This is a genomic window from Enterobacter cloacae complex sp. P1B (assembly GCF_014982345.1).
GTDB classification, from domain to species: domain Bacteria; phylum Pseudomonadota; class Gammaproteobacteria; order Enterobacterales; family Enterobacteriaceae; genus Enterobacter; species Enterobacter bugandensis.
The window spans coordinates 360043-384890 of record NZ_JADCLF010000013.1 but is presented as its reverse complement, the minus strand read 5'-3'; the positions used below and the strand labels follow the sequence as shown (position 1 = coordinate 384890).

Annotated in this window: 23 protein-coding genes; 12 read left to right on the top strand and 11 right to left on the bottom strand. The window is 57.9% G+C overall.

Annotated elements, in window-relative coordinates; translation table 11 throughout:
- Positions 1-59: 59 nt before the first annotated feature.
- From INF77_RS14670 to INF77_RS14650, 5 genes are all read left to right on the top strand, one after another.
- Positions 60-1094 carry an amidohydrolase family protein gene (locus INF77_RS14670; protein WP_182033860.1) on the top strand — a complete coding sequence of 345 codons (1035 nt, stop codon included), beginning with the start codon at positions 60-62 and terminating at the stop codon, positions 1092-1094.
- Positions 1095-1244: 150 nt separating this feature from the next.
- Positions 1245-1817 (top strand): NAD(P)H-dependent oxidoreductase, encoded by a 573-nt coding sequence (locus tag INF77_RS14665; RefSeq protein ID WP_058663468.1) that lies wholly within the window; start codon positions 1245-1247, stop codon positions 1815-1817.
- Between the two features lie 2 nt (positions 1818-1819).
- Complete coding sequence (locus tag INF77_RS14660) at positions 1820-2839, top strand: aldo/keto reductase (protein WP_193531883.1); 1020 nt, start codon at positions 1820-1822, stop codon at positions 2837-2839.
- Positions 2840-2898: 59 nt separating this feature from the next.
- On the top strand, positions 2899-3594 hold the full coding sequence (locus tag INF77_RS14655; RefSeq protein WP_193531922.1) for a putative quinol monooxygenase: 696 nt from the start codon (positions 2899-2901) through the stop codon (positions 3592-3594).
- 15 nt (positions 3595-3609) lie between these two features.
- Complete coding sequence (locus INF77_RS14650; RefSeq protein WP_049137962.1) at positions 3610-4413, top strand: carboxymuconolactone decarboxylase family protein; 804 nt, start codon at positions 3610-3612, stop codon at positions 4411-4413.
- Positions 4414-4532: 119 nt separating this feature from the next.
- On the opposite strand, the gene INF77_RS14645 is transcribed toward INF77_RS14650, so the two are convergent.
- A complete protein-coding gene (locus INF77_RS14645) occupies positions 4533-5438 on the bottom strand; it encodes a LysR family transcriptional regulator (RefSeq protein ID WP_045260531.1) in 906 nt (301 codons plus the stop codon).
- A gap of 117 nt (positions 5439-5555) precedes the next feature.
- On the opposite strand from INF77_RS14645, the gene INF77_RS14640 reads away from it, so the two are divergent.
- On the top strand, positions 5556-6956 hold the full coding sequence (locus INF77_RS14640) for an MFS transporter (protein WP_193531884.1): 1401 nt from the start codon (positions 5556-5558) through the stop codon (positions 6954-6956).
- Between the two features lie 83 nt (positions 6957-7039).
- On the opposite strand, the gene INF77_RS14635 is transcribed toward INF77_RS14640, so the two are convergent.
- From INF77_RS14635 to INF77_RS14625, 3 genes are read right to left on the bottom strand one after another with little or no spacing between them, the layout of a single operon-like run.
- The gene (locus tag INF77_RS14635; RefSeq protein ID WP_193531885.1) at positions 7040-8035 is read right to left on the bottom strand and encodes a DUF2891 domain-containing protein; all 996 of its coding nucleotides are present in this window, start codon (positions 8033-8035) and stop codon (positions 7040-7042) included.
- A gap of 9 nt (positions 8036-8044) precedes the next feature.
- Positions 8045-9031 carry a DUF979 domain-containing protein gene (locus INF77_RS14630; RefSeq protein WP_041909955.1) on the bottom strand — a complete coding sequence of 329 codons (987 nt, stop codon included), beginning with the start codon at positions 9029-9031 and terminating at the stop codon, positions 8045-8047.
- Positions 9028-9750 carry a DUF969 domain-containing protein gene (locus INF77_RS14625; RefSeq protein WP_193531886.1) on the bottom strand — a complete coding sequence of 241 codons (723 nt, stop codon included), beginning with the start codon at positions 9748-9750 and terminating at the stop codon, positions 9028-9030. Before INF77_RS14625 ends, INF77_RS14630 begins: the two co-directional genes overlap by 4 nt.
- 199 nt (positions 9751-9949) lie before the next feature.
- On the opposite strand from INF77_RS14625, the gene INF77_RS14620 reads away from it, so the two are divergent.
- Positions 9950-10495 (top strand): winged helix DNA-binding protein, encoded by a 546-nt coding sequence (locus INF77_RS14620; protein ID WP_041909953.1) that lies wholly within the window; start codon positions 9950-9952, stop codon positions 10493-10495.
- Between the two features lies 1 nt (position 10496).
- Here the strand turns inward: INF77_RS14620 and glgX are convergent, their stop codons facing one another.
- Genes glgX through treZ form a run of 3 tightly spaced genes read right to left on the bottom strand, consistent with a single transcriptional unit; the run spans position 10497 to position 16840 of the window.
- Positions 10497-12572, bottom strand: coding sequence for a glycogen debranching protein GlgX (gene glgX / locus INF77_RS14615; protein ID WP_028013184.1), 2076 nt, complete (start codon positions 12570-12572; stop codon positions 10497-10499).
- A 15-nt stretch (positions 12573-12587) separates the two neighbouring features.
- Positions 12588-15056: a malto-oligosyltrehalose synthase gene (gene treY / locus INF77_RS14610; RefSeq protein WP_193531887.1), complete on the bottom strand. Its 2469-nt coding sequence runs from the start codon at positions 15054-15056 to the stop codon at positions 12588-12590.
- A complete protein-coding gene (treZ, locus tag INF77_RS14605; RefSeq protein WP_193531888.1) occupies positions 15053-16840 on the bottom strand; it encodes a malto-oligosyltrehalose trehalohydrolase in 1788 nt (595 codons plus the stop codon). Before treZ ends, treY begins: the two co-directional genes overlap by 4 nt.
- Positions 16841-16972: 132 nt before the next feature.
- On the opposite strand from treZ, the gene INF77_RS14600 reads away from it, so the two are divergent.
- The 4 genes from INF77_RS14600 to INF77_RS14585 all read left to right on the top strand — a co-directional run bounded on the left by INF77_RS14600 (position 16973) and on the right by INF77_RS14585 (position 20374).
- A complete protein-coding gene (locus INF77_RS14600) occupies positions 16973-17500 on the top strand; it encodes an N-acetyltransferase (RefSeq protein WP_041909946.1) in 528 nt (175 codons plus the stop codon).
- 86 nt (positions 17501-17586) lie between these two features.
- Positions 17587-18330, top strand: a complete 744-nt coding sequence (locus INF77_RS14595; RefSeq protein WP_227413904.1) for a 5'-nucleotidase, lipoprotein e(P4) family — start codon at positions 17587-17589, stop codon at positions 18328-18330.
- A gap of 141 nt (positions 18331-18471) precedes the next feature.
- Positions 18472-19458: an MBL fold metallo-hydrolase gene (locus tag INF77_RS14590; RefSeq protein ID WP_193531890.1), complete on the top strand. Its 987-nt coding sequence runs from the start codon at positions 18472-18474 to the stop codon at positions 19456-19458.
- A gap of 4 nt (positions 19459-19462) precedes the next feature.
- Positions 19463-20374, top strand: coding sequence for a LysR family transcriptional regulator (locus INF77_RS14585; RefSeq protein WP_193531891.1), 912 nt, complete (start codon positions 19463-19465; stop codon positions 20372-20374).
- Here the strand turns inward: INF77_RS14585 and INF77_RS14580 are convergent.
- Positions 20365-21249 (bottom strand): LysR substrate-binding domain-containing protein, encoded by an 885-nt coding sequence (locus INF77_RS14580; protein WP_193531892.1) that lies wholly within the window; start codon positions 21247-21249, stop codon positions 20365-20367. The genes INF77_RS14585 and INF77_RS14580 overlap by 10 nt on opposite strands.
- Positions 21250-21362: 113 nt before the next feature.
- On the opposite strand from INF77_RS14580, the gene INF77_RS14575 reads away from it, so the two are divergent.
- On the top strand, positions 21363-22850 hold the full coding sequence (locus tag INF77_RS14575) for a UbiD family decarboxylase (RefSeq protein ID WP_193531893.1): 1488 nt from the start codon (positions 21363-21365) through the stop codon (positions 22848-22850).
- A gap of 24 nt (positions 22851-22874) precedes the next feature.
- Here INF77_RS14575 and INF77_RS14570 read toward each other — a convergent pair whose 3' ends face one another.
- Genes INF77_RS14570 through INF77_RS14560 form a run of 3 tightly spaced genes read right to left on the bottom strand, consistent with a single transcriptional unit; the run spans position 22875 to position 24843 of the window.
- Positions 22875-23300 (bottom strand): ATP-binding protein, encoded by a 426-nt coding sequence (locus INF77_RS14570; protein WP_045630438.1) that lies wholly within the window; start codon positions 23298-23300, stop codon positions 22875-22877.
- Positions 23301-23639 (bottom strand): STAS domain-containing protein, encoded by a 339-nt coding sequence (locus INF77_RS14565; RefSeq protein ID WP_028013194.1) that lies wholly within the window; start codon positions 23637-23639, stop codon positions 23301-23303.
- Positions 23629-24843, bottom strand: a complete 1215-nt coding sequence (locus INF77_RS14560; protein ID WP_193531894.1) for a PP2C family protein-serine/threonine phosphatase — start codon at positions 24841-24843, stop codon at positions 23629-23631. Before INF77_RS14560 ends, INF77_RS14565 begins: the two co-directional genes overlap by 11 nt.
- Between the last annotated feature and the right edge of the window lie 5 nt (positions 24844-24848).

Below are 24848 nucleotides of genomic sequence, written 5' to 3'. Positions count from 1 at the left end.
GCTGTTCCGGGCGATCCTAATCTGCATCACTTTTACTGCTTTGTATGAAGGGTGAGAATATGAAAATCATTTGCCTCGAAGAACATTATCTCGACAGCGAGTTAGGGCGAGCGTGTATGCCTGTTGCGCTTGAGCAGGCACCTTTCCTTGGCGACTGGGGGAAAACCGTCGCTGATGGTCATAATCCTGACCGAAGCCGGCCGCAGATAGAAAAGAATGCGCTGATAAACGCGAAAGGCGCTGATTTGGGAAGCCGCCGCCTCAGGGATATGGATGAAGCTGGAATTACCCTGCAGATCCTCTCTGTGGGCGGATTTCCCCAGCTGGCACCCGGGGATGAAGCGGTAACATTAAATACGGCGGCAAACGACCGCCTTGCCGGGGCGGTAAGAAATCACCCGGATCGCTTCGCGGCATTTGCCACACTTCCCTGGGCACAGCCGGAAGAGGCTGAAAAAGAGCTTGCCCGCGCAGTTGAAAAACTGGGGTTTAAGGGGGCACTTCTGAATGGCCGACCCTCTTCATGCTTTCTCGATCATCCTGACTATGACTCCCTGCTTTCCCGCTTTAATAAACTGAATGTGCCACTCTATCTTCATCCCGGATTACCGGTTAAAAGCGTGCAACAGGCCTACTTCACGGGCTTCAGCGCAGAGGTCAACGCCCGGCTCTCTATGTTTGGCTGGGGCTGGCATCACGAAGCCGGGATCCATTTGTTACGGCTGATGTTATCGGGCGCATTTGATAAATATCCCCACCTGCAGGTAATCAGTGGCCACTGGGGGGAGATGCTACCCTTCTGGCTGCAGCGTCTTGATGACAGCCTTCCGCTGGCTGCAACGGGTCTGTCACGCACGCTAACGAGAACCTTCCAGGAACACGTTTACGTTACCCCGTCAGGTATGCTGACACTGCCGCACTTCCAGTTTATCTACGCGTTAATGGGGGCAGACAGGATCCTGTTCTCCGTTGATTACCCCTATCAGACCCTCGACGGTGTAAAAACATTTATCGACAGTCTGCCCGTCAACAAGGCTGAAAAAGAGGCCATCGCGTTTCGCAATGCGGAACGTTTACTGGGCATCATGGCGTAGTCCACGGGTTCATGATGACCGGGCACAATGAGAACAGTCGACCATTATTAGTTTTTGTCTAAAAGTGAATGAGCCTTTACTGCTCTAAAAAAAATAATGGTGTCACTCTATACTGGACTAAAAATTCACCAGCCTCTTTAACGTATTGAAATGAAAAATATCCTTGTTATTTCAGGTCATCCTGAGCTGAACCATTCCGTCGCTAACGCCACTATCCTTGATGAAGTGGCGACCGCCCTTCCCGATGCTGAAATTCGTCGTCTGGACTGGCTCTATCCGGACGGCAAATTCAATATCGCGGCGGAGCAGGAAAGTCTGCTCAGGGCCGATGTGATTGTCTGGCAGTTTCCTTTTTCCTGGTATGGGCTGCCCGGGTTAATGAAACAATGGCTGGACGAGGTCTTTGTCCACGGCTTCGCGCATGGCTCAACGGCGAAACTGGGCGGTAAAAAGCTGATCCTCTCCTTCACTACAGGGGCGCCACAGGCGCTCTATACCGCTGACGGTTTCTTTGGCCATGCCATTGAAGAGTATCTTATTCCGTTCGAGACCACGGCAAAACTGTGCAATCTTGAGCTGCTGGCGCCGGTTTATACCTGCGGTATCAGCTATGCCGACCGGGATGCCGACAAAATCGCGCAGCATAAAACGCTTGCCCGGGAACATGCTTCAAGGCTTGTCGATCTGCTTAATTCCGTCGTGAATAATCCAGAGGGAGAATAACGATGCAGTATACCCGGCTCGGTAAAAGTGACTTACTGGTCTCCCGCATCTGTATGGGATGTATGGGGTTTGGCGACCCGTTAACGGGCCAGCATCGCTGGACGCTGGACGAAACAGCAAGCCGGGACATCATCCGCTACGGTCTCGAAAAGGGTATCAATTTTTACGATACCGCCATCGCCTATCAGAACGGCTCCAGCGAGCGATACGTTGGCCGGGCGCTGCGGGAGATGGCAAAACGCGAGGATGTGGTGCTGGCCACCAAGTTTCTGCCGCGAACCGCCGCGCAAATTGCCGCGGGGATCGGCGGAAAAGAGGCAATAGCCCGATCGCTCGACCAGAGTCTGCAGAATCTGGGGATGGACTACATCGACCTCTACATCTACCACATCTGGGATTACAACACGCCCGTTATTGAGGTGCTTGAAGCGCTTCATGCCGCCGTTACTGCGGGCAAAGTGCGCGCTATTGGTATTTCCAATTGCTATGCCTGGCAGCTTGCGAAAGCGAACGCCCTTGCCGAACGCGAAGGGCTGACGCCCTTTGTTTCCGTGCAAAGCCACTACAACCTGATTATGCGTGAAGATGAACGAGAGCTCTTCGGTCTGTGCGCTGAAGATGATATCGCCATGACCCCCTATAGCGCGCTGGCCAGCGGTCGTCTCTCCCGGAAAGAAGGCCACACGCGGCGAGCCACGGAGGATGATTATGCGCGCGGGAAATATGACAGCACGGCTGAACAGGATCGGCTCATTATTGAGCGTGTCGCCGAACTTGCCGAACGGCATCAGGTGTCCATGACGGAAATCTCACTCGCCTGGCTGCTGACAAAAGTCACGTCACCTGTCGTAGGGGCCACAAAAAAAGATCACGTTGATGGCGCGGTAAACGCCGTAAATCTTCAACTGAGCCTTGAGGAAATCCGGTTTCTGGAAGCAACCTACCAGCCGCACGTTCTGACGGGGATTATGGCGCAAAACACGCCGCAAACGAAAGACGTTAAGCAGGTCTGGACGCGGTAGCAAACAGTCATTTCAGTAAAAGGATCAACGTGAAAAAGCCCCTTATGCTTTTAATTTGCATGCTAATAAGCACCTCTGTCTTTGCAACAAAACCGGACGCACCGGATAAGGTAGTGATGAATATCTTTGAGCTCGGCGTCAGACCCGATCGGGACAAAGAGTTTGCAGACGTAGCCAGACAGACGATTTCCGCTTCGGTTGATCATGAAGCAGGTACGCTGGCGATGTACGCCCTGCAACGAAGCGACAATCCACGTAAGGCATTCATGGTCGAACTCTATGAAAACGAGAGTGCTTACCGCAAACATCTGAATGCCGAACCATACAAGGCATTCGCTGCCCGGGCACCTGACATTATCGATCGGAAAAATAAAATCACTCTGAAGCCACAGTTTCTGGGCGACAAACACATCATACCGAATGAGCGAACCATTAATAATCTGGTGATCGTCGAGGTAAAGCCTGAATTTCAGACCGAATTTAAAAACATCGTCCTTCCTGAAATGGCCGAGTCGCTCAAAGTAGAGAAAGGCGTGTTAGCCATGTATGCCGCTACAGACTCACAGAGTCCGAACCGCTGGTATTTCTATGAGATTTACGCCAGTGAGGAGGATTATCAACTGCACCGACAAACGCCGCACTTCCTGGACTATCTCAGGCAAACGGCGCATATGAGCGCCAGGAAGGACGCTATCCCGGTAAAACCGGTATTTCTTCGTAACAAAGGCGGAATCAAACAGGATCCGCACCGTTGACCAGTGAGGATTAACATGAAAAGCGTAATTGCAGCGGCGGCCATGTCGCTTGTTATTTCTGATTTTGCTAATGCTGAGGAAACAAGAGGTAAAGCTATGATGAAAATTGAACCTTCAGCGATTCCTGAAGCTGATATTCGTTCTGTCTCACCGGCTCTTGCGCGCTTTGGTCGAGAAGCGATTACTGAAGATCTGTGGACTCGCGATGCCCTCTCTCCCAGGGATCGTAGTATGGTGACCGTCGCCATGCTGATTGCCCGTAACCAGCCTGCCGAGCTTAAGCACTATATTGACGTCGCTCTCGATAGCGGCGTTACGCCAGCAGAATTGTCAGAAATCATTACCCATCTGGCGTTCTACTCAGGTTGGCCAAATGCAATGTCAGCCGTCAGCGTGACCAAAGCAGTATTTGAAACTCGTGGCGTCACGGCAGATGCACTTCCTGAAGCTTCTCCGGACCTGCTTCCTCTCAATCAGGAAGCAGAAAAGCAGCGTTCAGAGACAGTGGAAAAAAATGTAGGCCCAATATCTCCAGGCCTGGTTAAATTTACTGCTGACCCCCTGTTCCTGGATCTCTGGCAAAGACCCGCGCTGAAACCCCGCGACAGAAGCCTGATTACGGTCAGCGCGTTAATCGCATCTGGACAGAGCGCGCAGATTGGCTATCACCTCAACAGAGCGATGGATAATGGACTTTCTGCTGAGGAAGCTGGGGAGATCGTTACCCAAGCCGCGTTTTACGCTGGCTGGCCAAACGCATTTACCGCTGCTCCTGTTGTCGGAGAGGTATTAAGCAATCGCTCATCGAGTAAAAGGTAATATTACTGAACACTAAAACCTGACGCACATCACAAAATTAGAACGAACGTTCGCGTTGAATCGGATGCGGTATCGACGCGCTTCATTCTCTCCGTGCCGAAAAAAAGTGGCCTGAGCCGTCAGCGTACAGCGCGGCACACCTCCAGCACCTTTTCTCTGAGCCAGCGATGCGCCGGGTCCTTTTCCATGCGCGGATGCCACATCTGTGACACCGTAATGCTCCGGGTTTTAAACGGCAGTTCAAAGACGTGCACGCGCTCGGTCATCGGCTGATTGAGCAGATAGAGCGCCGGCACCATGGCAACGAGATCGGAGACCATCGCCACCGATAACGCCGTCGGGAACCCTGGCACCACGCTGGCAATTTTGCGCTTCATCCCGCGTTCCGCCAGCGCCTCATCGACAAATCCGTGTAACGAGCCGTCGGGCGAGGCCACCACGTGCCCCCAGGCGACATAATCCTCAAGGCTGACTGACGACAGCGAGGCCAGCGGATGCCCCTGGCGTACCGCGCCCACAAACCGGTCCTGAAAGAGCCGTTGCAGACGAATTTCAGGCCCCATATTGCTCTGCACGCCGATCTCGAGGTCAACCAGCCCCTCACGCAGATAGCGCGACGTTTTCTCAGGTTTCGGCGAAAAGCGAATGCAGACGTCGGGCGCCACCGCCGCCACTGCGGCAATGAGCAGTGGCCCAAACGCCACCACAAAGCCGTCGTTGGCTCGGATGGTGAACAGGCGCTCCATACGCTCAACATTCAGCGTTTCCGTGGAGGGTTGCAGTACCGCCCTTGCCTCATGCACAGCGCTTCTGGCCCGGTCCCGGGTGGCTTCGGCCCAGGGCGTCAGCACCATCTGCCGACCGGCCCGCACCAGGATAGGATCGCCTGTCACCTCCCGCAGCCTGCTCAGGGTGCGGCTCATGGCGGAGGTGCTCAGGTTTAAGCGCCGCGCCGCGCCAGCCACGCTGGCTTCGGCCAGCAGAACGTCGAGCGCAACCAGAAGGTTAAAGTCAGGATCGGACACGATAGCTCCTCAGATAAGGCGTTATATGCAACGATTAAGTGCAAGCGCTGCGTCTTCCGCCCTGTATACCCCATGATTATAGTTTCGTCATCACTATTCTTATGCGGAGTAACGACGATGACGCTCTTTTCAAACCAGCCCGGCGATGAAGGCTTACCCGGTCATGAACGCGCCCGGGTGATGGCCGCCGTCATGACCACCACGCTGATGGGCGTCTTTGACGGCACCATGATCAACATCGCGCTGCCCTCCATGGCAAGGGCGATGCAGGTCCCCGCGAACGTTGCGGTGTGGTTTGCCAACGGTTATCTACTATCGGCGGCAATGACGCTGGCCATCTTCGCGGCGCTGGCGGCGCGCGTGGGCTTTCGACCGGTTTTTCTTGCCGGGCTTGCCACCTTTACGCTCACCTCGCTCGGCTGCGCGCTGGCGAAAACGCCCGACATGCTGATCGGGATGCGTATTCTGCAGGGCATCGGCGGCGCGGCTACCCTGAGTATCGCCCCGGCGATCCTGCGTTCCGTTTTTCCGGGGCGACTGCTTGGGCGCATTCTGGGGCTGCACGCCCTGCTTATCGCCGCCAGCACGGCAATTGCCCCCGTGCTGGGCGGGACGATACTGGACGCGCTGAGCTGGCAGTGGCTGTTCGCCATTAACCTTGTTCCGGGCAGTATTGCCCTGTTGCTGGCATGGCAGGCGTTGCCGCGCCAGTCGGACGTTGACCGCTCCCCCTTTGATGCGCCGGGCGCCGCGCTCTCCGCCGTGCTGTTAGGTTCTGCAATCATGCTGGCCGACAGCCTTCAGCACATAACGCAAGGCATTAACCCGGCAGCCGCAGGCTGGGGGCTTCTCACGCTGGTCAGCGCTATCGCCTTCGTCTGGCGTATTCGGCGCGTGCGCAGTCCCATACTGCCGCCAGTTATGTTCAGAAACGGACGCTTCACCCTCGCCGCCCTGACCTCGCTGGCCTCGTTTGTCAGCCAGGGCATCACCTTTGTCGCGCTGCCGTTCCTGTTTCAGAGCGTGTATGGCTTCAGCCCGGTGGTTTCGGCGCTGCTGTTCACCCCGTGGCCAATTGGCATTGTGCTGATCGCACCGCACGCGGGGCGCTGGGCAGATACCCTTTCCGCGCCGCTGATCTCGACTATCGGCCTGATGATTTTTGTCGGTGGGCTGGTCCTGCTGGCGACGTTGCCGGAAAACCCGTCCGCATGGAATATCTGCCTGCGCAGTCTGGTTTGCGGGATTGGGTTTGGCTGCTTCCAGAGCCCCAATAACCGGGAGATGCTCGCTAACGTGGCGCGGGAATATGCCAGCTATGCCTCAGGGGTGTTGTCTATCGTCAGGACGTTCGGGCAATGTCTGGGGGCCGCCGCGGTGGGGGTGCTGCTTGCGACGACCGGATCAGACCACGATCGGGCCGTGCATCTGGCACTGTGGATCGCCGTCATCGCCTCAACAGGATCGGTTTTGTTTAGCCTGAGCAGGCTGCGCCCTGGGGTTCGGGCGTCAGCCTGAATCGCCCAGCGGCGCTACGTTTGTACGGGACAACGGCCGGGTAAGGCATAGCCGCCACCCGGCAAAAAAGACGACTCGTTCGTTTATTCCAGCGCCAGTAGCGCAAAGCTCGCCAGCCAGTGCCCGCCGCTGTAGTGGCTGCCCACCACGTGCCCGACGCTTGCCGCCAGGTGTTTCGCCACGGCATCACGCAAGGCCTGCTGGGCCGGGTGGTTTACCGGAAGCGCCCTGGCGATATGCTTCATACACCAGGCGCGGCTGAGGTTTAACCCATCCAGATGGGCAATTTTCGGGTCGGTACGGTCGCTCACTTCCGCCGGGTTCATCAGCGCCGCAATGGAGCCGATATCCGGCAGAAACGCGTCAAACCAGGCCGGGAAATTCTCTGCGACCTTGCTCATCAGCAGCGCTTCCGTCAGCGCACCAGAGATGTACTCATCGCCACCCGGCTCGTAATGGGCCGGGTAGTGCGTGTCGGCGAGATAAAACCGCTCCGCCGCCGTCACAATCGCCTGCTCAAGCGCGCTATCTTCCACGGCTCGGGCGTAGTCCAGCCCCAGCGCGAGGGCAAACGCCGTGTTGTAGTGCGTTCCGACGCGGATCGGATAGGTGAGCTTGCTGAGGTAATCCACCAGCCGGTTGCGAATATCCTGGGTTAGCGGCTCCAGCGTCTGGTACCAGCCCGTGGCCTGCGGCAGCGACGATTGTTTCATCTCCTGGGCCAGCGCCAGCAGCCATCCGTAGCCATACGGCCGCTCAAACGAGGCGCGGAACGGCGCGGTGAAATAGGCCAGCTCCTTCGCCACGTTCTCGTCGGTCAGGTGCTCGTCGAAAAGCGCGACGATGTCATTCCGACACGGTAGATCAGGATAGAGGCGCACGCAGCGCAGCAGCAGCCAGTAGCCGTGCACCGCCGAGTGCCAGTCGAAACAGCCGTAGAAAATCGGGTGTAGCTCGCGAGGCGGCAGAACGTCACCGTCATCATTCAGCAGATGCATGATGTGGTTCGGGTATTCCTGGCGCAAATAGGTTAAAGGCATGCGGGCAAACGCGTCAGCCTGATGTTGCGTCAATTCCATAACAGCTCCTTAGCGAAACACGAGGAAATACATGAGGAACACGTTCACCACCAGCAGGGTTAACGCGGTCGGGATCTGGATCTTGATCACCTGATATTTGTCTTTCAGCTCCAGCAGCGCGGCGGGAACGATATTGAAGTTCGCGGCCATTGGCGTCATCAGCGTGCCGCAGTAGCCCGCGTACATGCCGATCGCCAGCAGCGGCGCCGGGTTGCCGTGATGCACGTTGATCAGGAACGGTAAGGCGATCCCCGCGCTCAGCACCGGGAAGGCCGCAAAGGCGTTACCCATGATCATGGTAAACAGCGCCATCCCCACGCAGTAAATGACCACCAGCATGAAGCGGCTGTCCGGGTTCACGAACAGGCTCACCACCTTCTGCACCGAATCACCGGTATTGGCCGCCACGAACACGCCGCCGAGCATGGCCAGCATCTGCGGCAGGATCACCGCCCAGCCGATGGTATCGACAAGACGACGTGACTGGCGAATGGCGTGCAGCGGCGTGCCTTTGGTCAGCCACCAGCCGGTGAGGATCGCCGCGACGCAGGCCACGCACAGCGCCGCCAGAGTGAGCTGTTTCTGGTCGAGAAGGTAAACGCCGCCAATTGACACCCCCTTCAGGAACAGCGTCCCGATTACCGTCACCACCGGGATCATCAGCGCGGGCAGGAACAGCCAGTTTTTAAGGCGGTTTGACGAGGCAATGCGCTCCTCGTCGGAGGCCATTTTATAGTGGCCTTTCCCGACCAGGCCAAAACCCGCCAGCAGCGCGATAGCGATAACGCAGCCGCCAACGATCCGGTATGCCAGCGATTTGCCCAGCTCCTGAACCATCAGGTCACCGAACAGGAAGATACCGCCGAATAAAAACCAGAACAGCGCGGTGGTAAAACGCTTCGGATTAGCGCGGTCGCGCAGGGTCATGACAACCAGCAGCATCACAACAAAGCCGATCAGGTAATACACGCGGTTAATGGTGATAAGCGTCATCATTGCGCGGCCCCCTGCGTACCCTGCTCTGCACGCCAGGCCATGACGTCGCGGCGGATGCTGGCATCCAGGCGCAGCAGGCGCGTCATATGAATAATCAATGCCGCAATGGCGGTGGGAATGGCCCACAGGCCGATGTGCAGCGGCTCGATCCCTTCGATCCCGTTTTCCTTAAGAAACGCGTCAATCAGCAGCACCGCACCGAAGGCGATAAAGATATCTTCCCCAAAGAAGACCGCGATGTTGTCACACGCCGCGGCATGGGCCTTGATTTTGTCGCGAATGTGCTGCGGCAGTTCGCCGTATTCGTTCAGCGCTGCCCCTTCGGCCATCGGGGCCAGCAGCGGGCGTACCGTCTGGGCATGGCCGCCCAGCGACATCAGCCCCAGCGCGGCGGTGCCTTCACGCGCCACGAAGTAGAGCATCAGAATACGCGCCGAGGTGGCGCTGGCGATCTTCGCCACCCAGGCCTGGGCGCGCTCTTTAAGCCCGTAATATTCCAGCAGACCAATTACCGGCAGGATCAGGATGAAGGTCGCCAGCGATCGGCTATTGACGAACTTCTCGCCAAAGGTCTCCAGCAGCATCCCGAAATCCATCCCGACCAGCAGGCCCGTCGCCAGACCCGCCACCACGACGACCAGCAGCGGGTTGAAGCGCAGTGCAAAACCAATGACCGCGATCGGTATCCCGATCAGCGGCAACAGCGTAGTACCGTCCATAACGTTTACCCTATCGAAAGTGAGCGTTGCGCGCCGACGGCTATTTTTTTAATTTGCGGCGAGCGATGTTGTGTTTTTCGTCAGGCTTCACAAAACCTGCGCTAAAAAGCTATATCTGAACCTCAAAAACATGTAAACAAATTATCAATAAAATGTTCTTATTTTATCGACGAGTTTACATTTCTGGCTAAGGAACGTTATGACCTCGAAAAAGAGTGCTTCACCCGATTGCAACGATATCAACGATGGCCGGATCGTCTCCTCCCGCCATCTGGTGTCGGAGCGCTGCGCGGAACTGTCAGAGCTGGAGTACGCGCTGATCATGACCGGCAACGCGTTTAACAAGTGGATGGTGCGCTGCATGGCCGCAGCCGGAGAGCCGGATATGGGCGCTTTTGACGTCTCGCTGCTGCATCACGTGAACCACCGCGACCGCAAGAAAAAGCTGGCCGATATCTGCTTTGTTCTCAACGTGGAAGATACGCATGTAGTGACCTATGCCCTGAAAAAGCTGGTCAAAGCGGGCTACGTGACGAGCGAAAAAGCGGGTAAAGAGCTCTTTTTCTCCACCACGGAGGAAGGGAAAGCGTTGTGCATGAAGTACCGGGACGTGCGCGAAGCGTGTCTGATCGCCATTCATGCGGAGAGCGGCATTTCCGGGAAATCCATCGGCGAAACCGCGCAGCTGCTACGCGCGATCTCCTCCCTGTATGACACCGCCGCCCGCGCGGCGGCATCACTCTGAATTACGGACGTCTGAACAGGGTAATGCTGCGTCCGGCCAGTTCGTACTCTACGGTTTCGGTGAACGCTGTCCCGGCGGCAGCGTCATCCGCCGTAGAAAGCTCCAGCACCCATCCCCCTTCGCCAAACTGCGGGATCTGGAACGGCACGGTGCCTTCAAACGGATTGAACAGCATCAGCACGTCGTGCCAGATGCCGTCCTCCTGCTGAAGATCCGGCCTGCTGATGGAGACCCCGAGCGTTGAGCCTTCATCCCACTGCTCGGCCTGCTGCGGACCGCCTCCGGCATTGAACCAGCGGATCTCGAGCCCGTCGCGCCAGCTCTCACGACGCAGCAGCGGCTGCTGCGCGCGCAGGGCAATGAGCCGGCGGGTGAACTCGCGCAGCGCCGCGTCATTTTCGGACAGCCCCTTCCAGTCGATCCATGAGATCTCGCTGTCCTGGCAGTAGCCGTTGTTGTTGCCCTTCTGCGTACGGCCAAACTCGTCCCCCGCCAGCAGCATCGGCGTACCGTGGGAGAAAAGCAGCGTGGTCAGGAAATTACGCTTCTGCCGTTCGCGGGTGGCGATAATGTCCGGGTTCTCCGTCGGCCCTTCTTCGCCATAGTTGTACGACCGGTTATCGTTATGCCCGTCGTTATTGTCCTCGCCGTTGTCGGCGTTGTGCTTCTCGTTGTACGACACCAGGTCATTCAGCGTAAAGCCGTCATGGGCGGTGATAAAGTTGACGCTGGCCCACGGGCGACGCCCGCGCAGGTCGTACAGATCCCCGGAGCCCAGCAAACGCGCGGCAAAGTCCGTCGAGACGTTGTCCCCCTTCCAGTACTCGCGCACGGTATCGCGGTATTTGTCGTTCCACTCTCCCCAGCCTGGCGGGAAGCCACCGACCTGATAGCCGCCGGGGCCAATATCCCAGGGCTCGCCAATCAGCTTGAGCTTAGAGAGCACCGGATCCTGGGTAACGGCGTCGAAAAAGCCCCCGCGCGGGTCGAACCCCTCAGGCTCGCGGCCCAGAATCGTCCCCAGGTCGAAACGAAAACCGTCAATGTGCATAGATTCGGCCCAGTAGCGCAAGGAATCCATCACCATCTGCAGCACGCGCGGGTGCGAGGTATTCACCGTGTTCCCCGTCCCGGTGTCGTTAATGTAATACCGGTGCTGGTCCGGCAGCGTGCGGTAGTAGCTGTAGTTATCAATGCCCTTGAATGAAAGCGTTGGCCCCAGCTCGTTACCTTCCGCCGTGTGGTTGTAGACCACGTCCAGAATCACCTCGATGCCCGCGTCATGATAGGCGCGCACCATGTCGCGAAATCCCTGGATCCCCGCCGGGCCATAGTAGCGCGACGCCGGAGCAAAAAAGCCGAGCGTGTTATAGCCCCAGAAGTTCTTCAGGCCACGGTCGAGCAGATGCTGGTCGTCCGGGAACCAGTGAACGGGTAGCAGCTCCACCGAGGTAATGCCGAGGCTTTTGATGTAGTCGACCGAGGCTTTGTGTCCCATCCCCTCGAACGTCCCGCGCAGCTCGGGCGGAATGGCCGGGTTCATCTGGGTGAAACCCTTCACGTGGCTCTCATAGACGACGGTATGCGGCCAGGGCACGTTTGGCCGGTTGTTGTCCTGCCAGTCGAAAGCGTTCGGGTCGATAACCTTGCATTTCGGCGTGAACGGCGCGCTGTCTCGCGTATCGAAGCTAAGATCCAGTTCGTCATGCCCCAGCTCATAGCCGAAATGGGCGTCGTTCCAGTCGATATCGCCCACCAGTTCACGGGCATACGGGTCAATAAGCAGCTTATGCGGGTTAAAGCGGTGACCGTTTTCCGGATCGTAGGGGCCGTAGACGCGATAGCCGTACAGCGCACCGGGTTTCAGGTCAGGCACATAGCCGTGCCAGACCTCATGGGTATACTCCGGCAGCTCCAGCCGGGCGATTTCTGTTTTCCCGGACGGGTCAAACAGACAGAGCTCCACCCGCTCCGCGTGCGCGGAGAACAGCGCGAAGTTAACGCCCTTCCCGTCATAATTCGCCCCCAACTGCTGGCCATGACCGGCCCGAATTTCAAACGTAGTTTCCTTTGCCATTTTCGTTCTCCACGATTATTCGCAGGTAAGCAGAACCAGTACACATCCCTTTTCTGACGTTAAATCCAGCGTCTCTTGCAGAATGCGGCTTTCACCGCTGAACAGATCCCGATAGCGCTTCCCGGCCAGTTCGTCGGGTATCGCTACCGTGGTATTGCCCCACAGCTGATGATTATCGGTGATGCCAAAAACCAGACGCGGCACGGCAACGATCAGCGCCTCCTCGTCTTTAACGCGCGCATAGACAATCAGGTTCTCCTCGCGCTCACCGGAAACCTTGAGCGGCAGCCAGTCGCCGTAGCGGAAAAGCGCGTCGTAATGCGGTCGAAGCCGCAGCAGCGTGGCGGTGACAAACTGCTTTACCCTGCCGTCCCGCCAGCACGCCGGGTGTTCAAACACTGAAGCATCCGCCGCGCTGAGGTTTTGCACCAGCGCGTTGAAGTCCGGCTCCCGCCGGTTATCCGGGTCGACGAGGCTAAAGTTGAGCGCCTCGCTGCCCTGATAGATATCCGGCACGCCGGGCGCCGTCAGCTTGATGACCGTCTGGCTGAGGCTGTTCATCAGCCCGGCGCGGATAAAGGGCTGCATCGCCTCGCTGAAATCGTGCAGGAACGGGGCGTTATCCGGGGAAAGCAGATGCCGCGCATAGCTCAGCACCACGCTCTCATAGCTCTCGTTGCTGTCGATCCAGTCGGTGCGCTGCTTCGCCTCGCGAAGCGCTTTCTCAAGGAAGCCGAGGAAACGCGTCTCCAGCGATGCAAGCCCTTCGGCATCGTCAGGCGACAGCGTGGCGGGCCAGACGCCCGCCAGCGCCTGATAGATCATCCAGGTATCGGCGGCGTTCGGCGCGGTGCCGTCGTTGAGAAAACGCACCTGGGTCTGGTTCATCTGCCGCCAGCGGGCGAGATTTTCTCCCCAGCGTTCCGGCGCCTCCGTCAGGGTGTAGAGCCGCGCCCGGGCGTCTTCTCCGCGCTTGGTATCGTGCGTGGAGGTGCCCAGCAGCGCGTCGGGCTGACGGGCGAGACGAATGCGCATCTCCTGGTGAAAGCGGGATAACGAGAACGCGCGCGGCGTCGGGTCAGCGCCCACTTCATTGAGCGCAAGCTCAAGGTTAAGACGGAAAAACAGCGTATCTTCCACCGACTTCGCCATCAGCGGCCCGGTCAGCTGCTGGAAGCGGGTTCTGAAAAGCGCGGCGCAGTCGCGGCAATCTTCCGGCAGATCGCCGGTAAGAATGCGCACAATCAGGCTGAGCGCCGCTTCCGACGTCTCCACGCTGGCGACTACGCGGTTAAGCAGCGCCACGTCAGGCGGGGTTAGTCCCTCGCGAGTGCCGTAGGTGCGGTACACCGGAAAAGCGATAAGCAACTCGCGCAGCGCGTGGCGGATCTCCTCGCGCGGCAGCGCAACGTCATTGCGGCGGGCCAGATCGTCCGCAAGGTTTAGCAGCGTGGTGAACTCGCCCTCAAAATTACGATCGGTCATCAGACCCTTGGCATCGCGCAGTTCGGCGTGGCGATCGACCGTGATGCCCAGCGTCTCGTCGTGGATTGTCTCCAGGCGCGAGAGGTTATCGTCGTCGACCAGCACCTCCGCCAGCGAGGCGATAAACTCGTAGCCGGTGGTGCCGGAAACCGGCCAGTCGGTGGGGAGCTGCTCTCCCTTCGCGAGAATTTTTTCGACCGTGATGTAACAGTCAGGTCCGGCTGCCTGCCGCAGCTTCTGCAAATAACCCAGCGGATCGGCCAGGCCGTCAATATGGTCAATGCGCAGGCCGTCAACCACGCCCGCGTGAACCAGCTCAAGAATGAGACGGTGCGTATCGTAGAAGACCGCCTCGTCTTCAACCCGTACGCCTACAAGACCGGTGATCTCGAAGAAGCGCCGCCACGAGAGCTGCTTCGGCGCTTCCCGCCAGGACATCAGCCGCCAGCTCTGCGCCTCATGAAGTTCGGTGATGCTTTTATCCTCGCTGTACGTGCCCGGATTAAGCGGGTACGCCGTGTCGTAATAGACCAGAGAGGCTTTATTCGTGACAGGGTCACGTTTTAACGTAATGGCACCCTTCTCCAGCTCCGCCTCAAAGGTGTCTCCGAGAAACGGCAGCGTAAGCGGGCGCGACGCGTCGATATCGAAATAGCGGAAATAGCGGCTCTGCTGGCCATATTCAATCACGTCCCGCCACCAGGCGTTTTCCAGCGAGGTGGACATATGGTTCGGGACAATATCCAGAATCAGCCCCATGCCAGCCTGCCTGAGCGCCGCGGCCATGCGGTCAAACCCTGCCCGACCGCCAATCGCGGGGTCAATTTCATTCGGGTTGGTCACGTCATAGCCGTGGGTGGAACCCGTTGTGGCGGTAAACACGGGCGAGGCGTAGAGGTGGCTGATGCCGAGGTCTTTCAGATACGGCACCAGCTCGACAGCGCGGTCAAACGTCATGCCGTTGCGGAACTGAATACGGTACGTGGCGGAAGGGATCATAACGATGCGTCTCCATCAGCAAAGCGAACGACAATACTGTTCGGCGGCAAAACGTCGTTTACCTCCGGCCAGGCGAAGCGCGTCTCCCCTGCGAGCGCGGGCACGTCGACAGGCTTAGGGCCAATATTGAGCGCCAGAGAGAGCGTCCCGGACGGGAAGCGCCAGCTCACCGCCACCATGCCGGGCGCGGTCTCGATCGCCTTGCCCTCAACGATGCCGCCCTGATGCAGAAGCGGAACGATATAGCGATGGCGCAACGTCAGCAGGTGGCGGGTGAAGCGCAGCCACGTTTTCCCTTCGTCGGTAGCAATCTTATGCCAGTCGAGCTTTGAGCGAACGAAGGTGTTAACGTCGTTCGGATCCGGGACGGCTTCATCGTGCCCGGCGTGGCCGGTAAACTCTTTCGCGCGCCCTTCCCGCACCGCTTTTGCCAGGTCGCCGTGAAAATCGGTGAAGAACAGGAACGGGTGAGTTTCACCATACTCCTCGCCCATAAACAGCAGCGGGATATGGGGAGAAAGCAGCAGCGCGGCAAGCAGCACCCGCGTCCTGTCGGCCCCCGCGAGGGTGATGAGCCGCTCCCCCTGGGCCCGATTCCCGGTCTGATCGTGGTTTTGAATGAAATCGACGAAGAACTGCGGCGGCTGGGTACGGCACTCCACCCCGCGAGATTCCCCGGTTTGCAGCGAAATCTCGCCCTGGTAGACAAACCCTTCCGCCAGCGCACGGGCGAACTTTTTCTCCGGCTCACACGCAAAATCCTGGTAGTAGGCGTGCGTTTCGCCGGTGGCAAACACGTGGGCAGCATTGTGGAAGTCATCATTCCACTCGGCGGTGAACAGCGGCGTGTTGCCCTGTTCATCGCGCGGATGCAGGAAAATCACGTTGCGGCTGTCTTCCGTGGTCAGGTGAACGTGACGGTGCGGGATCGCCTCGCGGATCTTCGCGGCAATCTCTTCCAGAATGTGCGTCCCGGAGCTGTCTTTAATCTGGTCGATGGCATCAAAGCGCAGGCCGTCCAGACGGTACTCCGTCAGCCAGTAGAGCGGTGCGTCGGTGATGTACTGCCTCACCGGCTCGCGCTCGTAAGCGATGCCGTTGCCCCACGGCGTCATTCGATCCGCATCAAAAAACGCGGGCGACAGCAGAGGGAGATAATTCCCCTCCGGGCCGAAGTGGTTGAGCACGATATCCAGCACCACGGAAAGCCCGAGCCCGTGCGCGGCGTCGATAAACGCGTGAAACTCCTCCGGCGTGCCGTAGGCCACGTGCGGGGCATACAGCAGCACGCCGTCGTAGCCCCAGCCGCGGGTTCCTCCAAACTGGGAAACGGGCATCACTTCAAGCTGGGTGATACCGAGCTCCGCCAGATAGGGCAGCTTGTCGATGGCCGCCCGGAAGGTGCCCTCCGGGGTAAAGGTGCCGACGTGCAGCTCGTAAATGACCGTCTCTTCCCACGGCCGCCCTGCCCAGTCCCGGTTAACCGGCTGATAGCGTCGGGGATTGATAACAACCGATGGCCCGTTAACGTCGCCCTTTTGCGCGCGCGATGCCGGGTCGGGTACCGTCATGCCGTCCTGCAGGACAAACTGATACTCTGCACCGTGCGTGACGCCAGAAACGTCTGCCTGGAACCAGCCGTGCCCCACCGCCGTCATCGGCACGTCGGTGGCGGCCAGACGTAGCGTAAGTTCTTTCTGTCCTTCTGCCCAGACGCGAAAACGTACCACGTCATCGGAAATAAACTCAGCACCCCACTGCTTTTGAAATGTCCTGAATTCCATTCATTGTCCTCGAATGACCCACATTTTACGCGGAACGAAGTACAAGCTTAGTTCAGGATCTCAAGTGCGTGAGCTCAGCGGATTTAACCGCGTCGTCTATTCTTTATGAAATAACTCACTATCGGGAATACTATGCAGATTCGAAAAGGATTAAATACGGACCTCGTCCGTCTTGAATGTTGTGACTTTTCTTTCACCATTAGCCACATTGCGCGAGAGCCCTTTATCCATTGTGATTTGCATATCGAAGCCGTCGCCGAGCCCTGGATAAAAACCTACGAACTCGACATCCAAACCCTTGAAAACCATTGCGTTAATCCGGACGCCATATTTCTTGTTGCGGAAACCGATGACGGTGAATTAGCCGGATTTATTACCGCGTCAATCGGCTGGAATAAATTTATTTCAGTGGATTATATTGCCGTTGATCGCACCAGACGCAGAACCGGCGCCGCGCAAAAATTAATGGCTGCCGCGCACGTGTGGGCCCGCAGCGTAAACGCGCCGGGATTACGGCTTGAAACACAAAATGTGAACGTCTCTGCCTGTCTGTTTTACCGTAACTACGGGTTCACCCTGGGCGGGTACGATCGGTATCTCTACAACGCCTTACCGGAAAAAGACGAGGTCGCCCTGTTCTGGTATTACATGCTGGTGTAGCGCCGCTGCCTTCATATTTCTGTCATTGAACTTCATTACGCTTTCGGGATTTTAACCACGGTGTTGAGGAAAGAAGTGTGAATTCAATGGCTAAGGCATTACTGCTGGCCTTACCCGTTTTGAGTGCAGCGGCGACGGCCGCTGAGCGCGAGCTGTGTGAACCCAAAGCGTACGAAATGGCGCTGCGCTATCAGCAGAAATCGGCAGAGATTCTGGCCCTTCAGCTGCAGACGTATCGGTTTGCCACCGAGCGTTTCAACGAAAAATTAAAAGATCTGAAAACACCTGAAAATTACGCCGTGGTGATGGACCTGGATGAAACGGTGCTGGATAACACCCCTCTGCTGGTGCGCGACATGGCGCAGTGTCACGACTATACGAAATGGGATACCTGGAGCGACTGGGAAAAACAGGGAAAACCCGGCTTAATTCCGGGAGCGAAGGCGTTTCTTGACCATGTGAATCAAAGCAAGGTCCGCATCTATTATGTTTCGGACCGTATGCAGGAAAACAAAGCCGACACGCTGAAGACGTTAAACGCTCTCGGCCTGCCGCAGGTATCTGACGAAAGCGTGCTGCTGGATACGGTCAGCAAGGAAGAGCGCCGTCAGAGCATCCTCAAAAAGCAGCAGATCGTGATGCTGTTCGGCGACAGCCTGCCGGACTTCGCCGTACAGTTCAAAAACAAAAAACCGAGCGAGCAGCAGCGTGAGCTGGTTGATGCCAGCGGCGAACACTTCGGCAACGACTGGATTGTGCTCCCAAATGCCGCTTATGGTGCCTGGTCCAGGGCCACACTGGATAGCTGGAACGCACCGCTGAAAAAATAACGCTTTACGGGCCGGGAAAGGCTTCACCACCACCCGGCTGTTGCGCTGTGGTATTTATCTCGTTTATAGGTCCTATCATTTCTGAGCAGGTTCTTATAATTTTACGGAGCAGTAAGATGAGCACTTTCAAAGGAGACTCGTATGCTTACCGTGAAAAAACTTGCTATTTCCACGCTGATTTCCAGTTCATTGCTGTTCTACCCTGCGCTGCAGGCCTCGGCAGAAACGCCGCAGCACGTCGTTAAACAACCGGCGGGCGGTTACAGCGTGCAGGTCGGTGACGTTCTGGTAACGTCGTTTACGGACGGGACCGTTGCGCAGGATCTGCATAAGCTACTGCGCCGGACAACGCCGCAAAACATTGATGCACTGCTCGCGAAAAAGTTTCAGACCAACCCGGCGGAAGTGTCCATCAACGCCTTCCTGATTGCGATGCCCGGACACAAAATCCTGGTGGATACCGGTTCCGGCCAGCTCTTTGGCCCCGGCAACGGCGGACGTCTGATTGAGAGCCTCGCCACCCAGGGAATCAAACCCGAGGACATTACTGAAGTCTTGCTGACCCACGCCCATTCCGACCACGCGGGCGGACTGGTGAAAGACGGCAAGGTGGTGTTCAGCAACGCGCGCGTTTTCGTTGGCAAACCGGACGTCGACTTTTTCTTTAACGACGACAATCAGAAGAAAACCGGCTACGGCAAGAACTATTTCGATGTCGCACAGAAGACCTTAAAACCCTATCTTGACGCGGGTAAAGTGGTGCCGTTTAGCGGCACATCGGAGATTCTTCCGGGGCTGACCGGCAAGGTTCATCCCGGACACACGCCGGGTTCAGCCTTCTACACGCTGACAAGTAAAGGCGAGAAGATCACCTTTGTCGGCGACATCATTCACGCAGCGGCGGTCCAGTTCCCGCAGCCTGCGGTGACCATCACCTACGATGAAGATGAGAACAAAGCGGCAAGCGTACGCGAGCATGCGTTCGCTGACTTTGTGAAAAATAAAGACCTTATTGCCGCGCCCCATCTGCCTTTCCCGGGCATCGGCTATGTGACGAAAGGTGAGAAAGGCGGCTATGCCTGGGTCCCTGTCACCTATACCAACCGGGACGCCAGCGGCGTGAAGTAGAGTGATGTCGCGTATATCTGACATGGACATAGACCTGCTCCTGGCGCTGGACGCCCTGCTTCAGGACAGGAACATTACTCATGCGGCCACGCGGCTGGGCATCAGCCAGCCCGCGCTCTCTGCCCGACTGGCGCGTCTGCGCACGCTGTTTGGCGAACCGCTGTTTATTCCCTCCCCACATGGACGTGGGGTATTACCCACACCGAGAGCGGAGGCGTTGAGGCCACAGGTTGAAAGCGTGCTACGCGGCATCCGCGCGATGTTCGCCCCCACCGCGTTTGAGGCGCAAACCAGCAGCCGGACATTTGTTATCGCGCTGCATGAAAACCCGGCGCTGATGCTCGGCACCGCGCTGCTTAACCAGGTGAGTACCGATGCCCCCGGCATCCGCCTTCGCTTCGCCCTGCCGGAGATGGTAGACCTGCCGCAGCAGCTGGAAAACGGTGATGTGGATATCTACATCGGCGTGAGCGCGGGCGCCCATGACGGATGGGTGAGGCGCAAACTTCTCGACGACGCGTTTGCCACCGCCCAGCGCAAAGCTCATCCGCGTGGAACAGGTCCGTTAGATTTGGAAAGCTACTGCGCGCTTTCCCATCTGGTGGTGTCGTCGGCGGGAGATCCCTTTACCGGATTTGTCGACCAAACCCTCGCCGGGCTGGGCTATCAGCGACACGTTGCCATGTCCACCCAGAGCTACGCTATGGCGCCTGCGCTGGTTGCCGGTACCGACCTGGTATGTACCCTGCCGGAACGGATGCTGAAGCAGTTTGCCAGCATACTGGATATTTTCCCACCGCCGCTGCCGCTCCAGCCGATTACCATCAACATGTACTGGCACCCGAAAAACAGCCAGGATCCGGCGAACGCCTGGCTGCGCGGGCAGCTGCTGCGGGCTGCCGGACGTCAGGTGTGATCGAGCGTGACCAGAAACTTTTTAAGCACTTCTGAACGAATAATCCGGTGGCAAACCAGGGTGAGTTCGCTCTCCCGCAGCCGGTCGAGGATGTCCACGTAGACGACATTCTCAACGCTCACTGCCTTTGCCGACGCGGGCAGCAGCGCCAGGCCAAATCCGGCCGAGACAAGGCTTATCACCGTGGGCACGTCGGTCGCATTTTGCACCACGTCCGGCTGAAAGCCCGCCCCGCTGCAGGTGTCATAGAAGTACTGCTCCAGCCCCATTCCCTCCGGATCGCGCAGCGAGATCCATTTTTCGTCTTTCACCGACGAAAGCGTCAGCGCGGACGATCCGGCGAGCGGATGCTGACGAGAGAGCGCCAGCACCGTTTTCTCCGAGGTGAACGGCCGGCTTTGCAGATCGTCAGGCAGAGACGGCAGCGGCGCGCGGATGATGGCCACGTCCAGCTGGTTGCTCTGCACGGCGGCGTAGAGCGTCTGCACATTTCCCGTCATCAGGGACATGGTAATGGCCGGCCAGCGGCTGTGCATCTGGCGCAGCGCGGCGGGCAGCCTGCCGTCAAACATCGCACTCGACACGCACCCCAGGTTTAACGCCCCCTGCTCGCCCCGTGCCGTTTGTCTGGCATCCAGCACCGCCTGCTCGGTCAACGAGATGGCAAGCCGGGCTTTGACCAGAAACGCTTCGCCCGCGGGCGTCAGGGTTAAGCGGCGGTTCGCCCGGCTGAAAAGCGTGACGCCTAAACGTTCTTCCAGCGCCTTTATCTGCTGGCTCAGCGCCGGTTGGGCGATGTTCAGACGCTCGGCGGCCCGGTGCATGTGGAGCTCTTCGGCCACGACAATGAAGTGGCGCATCTGACGAAACTGCACGAGACGTCTCCCTGTATTGATATATATTTACTTATCAATTTAACAGAAATGATGAAATTGATGCTATTGGTCTTTGCCATAAAAATGGAGGTATTCAACCGAGGGAGGAAAATATGGAAAACCAAGTCAACGATCTCCGCAGCGCCATCGCCTTACTGCAGCGCCACGAAGGACAGTATATTGAAACCGATCATCCGGTCGATCCCAACGCGGAACTTGCGGGTGTCTATCGCCATATCGGCGCAGGCGGCACGGTCAAACGTCCGACCCGCACGGGTCCGGCCATGATGTTCAACAGCGTTAAGGGCTATCCGGGCTCCCGCATTCTGGTGGGCATGCACGCCAGCCGCGAGCGCGCGGCGCTGCTGTTAGGTTGCGAACCGTCTGAACTGGCAAAACACGTTGGCCATGCGGTGAAAAAGCCGATAGCCCCCGTCGTCGTCCCGGCCTCGCAGGCGCCGTGTCAGGAGCAGGTTTTCTACGCTGACGATCCTGACTTCGATCTTCGCAAATTGCTTCCGGCACCGACCAATACGCCAATTGATGCCGGTCCGTTTTTCTGCCTGGGGCTGGTGCTGGCAAGCGATCCGGAAGACAGCTCGCTGACGGATGTCACCATTCACCGCCTCTGCGTGCAGGAGCGCGACGAGCTTTCCATGTTCCTTGCCGCCGGGCGACATATCGAAGTCTTCCGTAAAAAAGCGGAGGATGCCGGAAAACCGCTGCCGGTGACGATCAACATGGGTCTCGACCCCGCCATCTATATCGGCGCATGCTTTGAGGCCCCTACCACGCCGTTTGGCTACAACGAGCTGGGCGTCTCCGGGGCGCTGCGCCAGCAGCCGGTCGAGCTGGTGCAGGGCGTGGCGGTCAAAGAGAAAGCCATCGCACGGGCGGAAATCATCATTGAAGGCGAACTGCTTCCGGGCGTGCGCGTAAGAGAGGATCAGCATACCAACACTGGCCACGCGATGCCGGAGTTCCCGGGCTACTGCGGTGAGGCGAATCCCTCCCTGCCGGTGATCAAAGTGAAAGCCGTGACCATGCGCAACCACGCGATCCTGCAGACGCTGGTGGGACCGGGGGAAGAACATACCACGCTGGCCGGACTGCCGACCGAGGCCAGCATCCGTAATGCCGTTGAAGAGGCAATTCCGGGCTTCCTACAAAACGTCTATGCCCATACCGCGGGCGGCGGTAAGTTCCTCGGCATATTGCAGGTGAAAAAACGCCAGCCGTCAGACGAAGGACGCCAGGGCCAGGCGGCGCTCATCGCCTTAGCCACCTATTCGGAGCTGAAAAACATTATTCTTGTCGACGAAGATGTGGATATTTTCGACAGCGACGACATCCTGTGGGCGATGACGACGCGCATGCAGGGCGATGTGAGCATCACCAATATTCCGGGGATCCGCGGCCACCAGCTGGATCCGTCCCAGTCGCCGGATTACAGCACCTCGATTCGCGGCAACGGCATTTCCTGCAAGACGATTTTCGACTGCACGGTGCCGTGGGCGCTGAAGGACCGCTTCGAGCGCGCGCCGTTTATGGAAGTGGATCCACGTCCGTGGGCGCCGGAGCTGTTTGCCGATAAGAAATAAAATCACGTGCGTATGGCCCGCAGGTCATACGCGTATTTTCTTTTCAAGCGTGGCGATATTTTCACCCGCCACGCGTTCTACAGTGAAACGATCGACGCTCAGCAATATGAGCATCAGCCCCCTGCCGCTCTCCAGCAGCGGCGACATTTCGCAGAAACGGTCTCGCCGGGCGATCTCAAGACGCTCCTGCGGGAACGCGTCACCCGCGTCGGTAAAAACAAGGCAGACGTCATTGCCGCGGATGGCGAACTGTACGCTAAAGACGCTCGAATTATCCTCATGAAGCGCGTAGCGGATGATATTCGTTGCCACTTCACAAACGGCGAGATCGAAGGCGAAACGCCACTCGTCATCGACGGGAAGCGCGCTCAGCCTGTCTCTCAGCCAGTCGGACAGCGGCGTCAGGGACGCGATCGCCGCCGGAAATTCAGCATGCTCTGGCCTCTGCATCTACTGCCCCAGCTGTGCAAGCGCGCTATGTTTATCCGGATAGATACGGAAGATACGATCCATTCGGGTCAGGGTGAACATGTTCATGATCCCGGGGTTCAGAGAGCACAGCGCCATGTCGCCTTTTCCGTTCATCAGCTTAAACAACGACACCAGCATCCCCAGCCCGCTGCTGTCGATGAAATCCACTTTGCTAAAGTCGACGATTAAGGCTTTACGATCGCTGCCGATTTCCTCCGTCACGGACGCTTTAAACGTCGCAGCAACGGAGGCGTCCAGCCGTCGGACCGCGGGCGTGAGAATGTTGGCATGCGGTAATCGTTCGGTGTTAATTATCATTCTGTTCTCCCTGACGCTCAATCACGAGCAGTGACACGTCATCAGTTAAGGCGATCGGTTCATCACGGTTTGCATTGCGCCAGCCGGTCAGGTGGTCACCGAACCGCGGCAGGAGCTGGTCAACGGGGAGCCGGGCATGCTCATGAAGCCAGCGTTCGAGACGTTGCGGGCCAAACTGCTCGCCGCTGACGTTCTCACACTCGGTAATACCGTCACTGAATAAGCATAAGCGATCCCCTGGATGGAGGGTAAACGCGACGTCTTCCCAGCTCAGATCCGGGATTAGCCCGACCGGCGGTCCGCCATCGCCCACGGACGTGACGGCGCTGTCCGCATTCACAATGAAGGGAGTAGGATGCCCGGCCTGGCACAGCCACCCTTCGCCAGTCTCTGGATCGATCACGCCGTAAATGAGCGTGAAAAAACTGGTGATGTCGCTCTCTTCACTGCAAAAGCGGCTGTTCAACATCCTGACAACCTCCGCAGGTGACTGAATCCCCCCCTCTTCGGTAAACAGAAAGCGATCCACCACCCGGCCATGTAAAAACTGGCGAGCCACCGCGAGGGACATCATCGCGGCCCCCACGCCGTGACCCGAGACATCAACGCAATAGAATCCCAGATGTGAATCCAGAGGGAAAATATTGAACACATCGCCCGAAACCCAGGCTGACGGCAGGAAAAGCCAGTCGGAGAAGTAGTCGCCATAGCGTAAGCGGCGTGAAGGCAGCACCGAGTGCTGAACGCGCGCAGCCAGTTCCAGATCTTTTTCAATCTGATGCAACGCTTCACTCAGGCGCTTGTTGTGCGCCGCGAGGGTCGCCTCCAGCGTCAAAATACGGACCCCGGCATGGAGCCGCGCCCGCAGTTCAGCCTGCTCAACGGGCTTACTCAAAAAATCATCCGCTCCGGCATCAAACCCCTGCGTCACGTCCCCGGCATTCTCGCGGGCCGTCAACAGGATGATATACACGTAGCGGCCAAACTGACGGTTGCGGATGGTCTGACACAGCGTCAGTCCGTCCATTTCCGGCATTTCCCAGTCGCTTATCACCATGCTGACCGGCTGGCTGGACAAGATTTCCAGCGCGTCGACACCGTTTTCCGCCTCGCTCACGATATATCCCCACTGGGTGAGCATTCGGGAGAGTAACCGACGATAAATCAGCGAATCTTCAACGATTAACACGTGCAGCGCCGACATACATC

Coding starts and splice junctions, on each gene's coding strand:
- INF77_RS14670 (WP_182033860.1), top strand. CDS start 60: ATGAAAATCATTTGCCTCGAAGAACATTATCTCGACAGCGAGTTAGGG.
- INF77_RS14665 (WP_058663468.1), top strand. CDS start 1,245: ATGAAAAATATCCTTGTTATTTCAGGTCATCCTGAGCTGAACCATTCC.
- INF77_RS14660 (WP_193531883.1), top strand. CDS start 1,820: ATGCAGTATACCCGGCTCGGTAAAAGTGACTTACTGGTCTCCCGCATC.
- INF77_RS14655 (WP_193531922.1), top strand. CDS start 2,899: ATGCTAATAAGCACCTCTGTCTTTGCAACAAAACCGGACGCACCGGAT.
- INF77_RS14650 (WP_049137962.1), top strand. CDS start 3,610: ATGAAAAGCGTAATTGCAGCGGCGGCCATGTCGCTTGTTATTTCTGAT.
- INF77_RS14640 (WP_193531884.1), top strand. CDS start 5,556: ATGACGCTCTTTTCAAACCAGCCCGGCGATGAAGGCTTACCCGGTCAT.
- INF77_RS14635 (WP_193531885.1), bottom strand. CDS start 8,035: ATGGAATTGACGCAACATCAGGCTGACGCGTTTGCCCGCATGCCTTTA.
- INF77_RS14630 (WP_041909955.1), bottom strand. CDS start 9,031: ATGATGACGCTTATCACCATTAACCGCGTGTATTACCTGATCGGCTTT.
- INF77_RS14625 (WP_193531886.1), bottom strand. CDS start 9,750: ATGGACGGTACTACGCTGTTGCCGCTGATCGGGATACCGATCGCGGTC.
- INF77_RS14620 (WP_041909953.1), top strand. CDS start 9,950: ATGACCTCGAAAAAGAGTGCTTCACCCGATTGCAACGATATCAACGAT.
- glgX (WP_028013184.1), bottom strand. CDS start 12,572: ATGGCAAAGGAAACTACGTTTGAAATTCGGGCCGGTCATGGCCAGCAG.
- treY (WP_193531887.1), bottom strand. CDS start 15,056: ATGATCCCTTCCGCCACGTACCGTATTCAGTTCCGCAACGGCATGACG.
- treZ (WP_193531888.1), bottom strand. CDS start 16,840: ATGGAATTCAGGACATTTCAAAAGCAGTGGGGTGCTGAGTTTATTTCC.
- INF77_RS14600 (WP_041909946.1), top strand. CDS start 16,973: ATGCAGATTCGAAAAGGATTAAATACGGACCTCGTCCGTCTTGAATGT.
- INF77_RS14595 (WP_227413904.1), top strand. CDS start 17,587: ATGGCTAAGGCATTACTGCTGGCCTTACCCGTTTTGAGTGCAGCGGCG.
- INF77_RS14590 (WP_193531890.1), top strand. CDS start 18,472: ATGCTTACCGTGAAAAAACTTGCTATTTCCACGCTGATTTCCAGTTCA.
- INF77_RS14585 (WP_193531891.1), top strand. CDS start 19,463: ATGTCGCGTATATCTGACATGGACATAGACCTGCTCCTGGCGCTGGAC.
- INF77_RS14575 (WP_193531893.1), top strand. CDS start 21,363: ATGGAAAACCAAGTCAACGATCTCCGCAGCGCCATCGCCTTACTGCAG.
- INF77_RS14570 (WP_045630438.1), bottom strand. CDS start 23,300: ATGCAGAGGCCAGAGCATGCTGAATTTCCGGCGGCGATCGCGTCCCTG.
- INF77_RS14565 (WP_028013194.1), bottom strand. CDS start 23,639: ATGATAATTAACACCGAACGATTACCGCATGCCAACATTCTCACGCCC.
- INF77_RS14560 (WP_193531894.1), bottom strand. CDS start 24,843: ATGTCGGCGCTGCACGTGTTAATCGTTGAAGATTCGCTGATTTATCGT.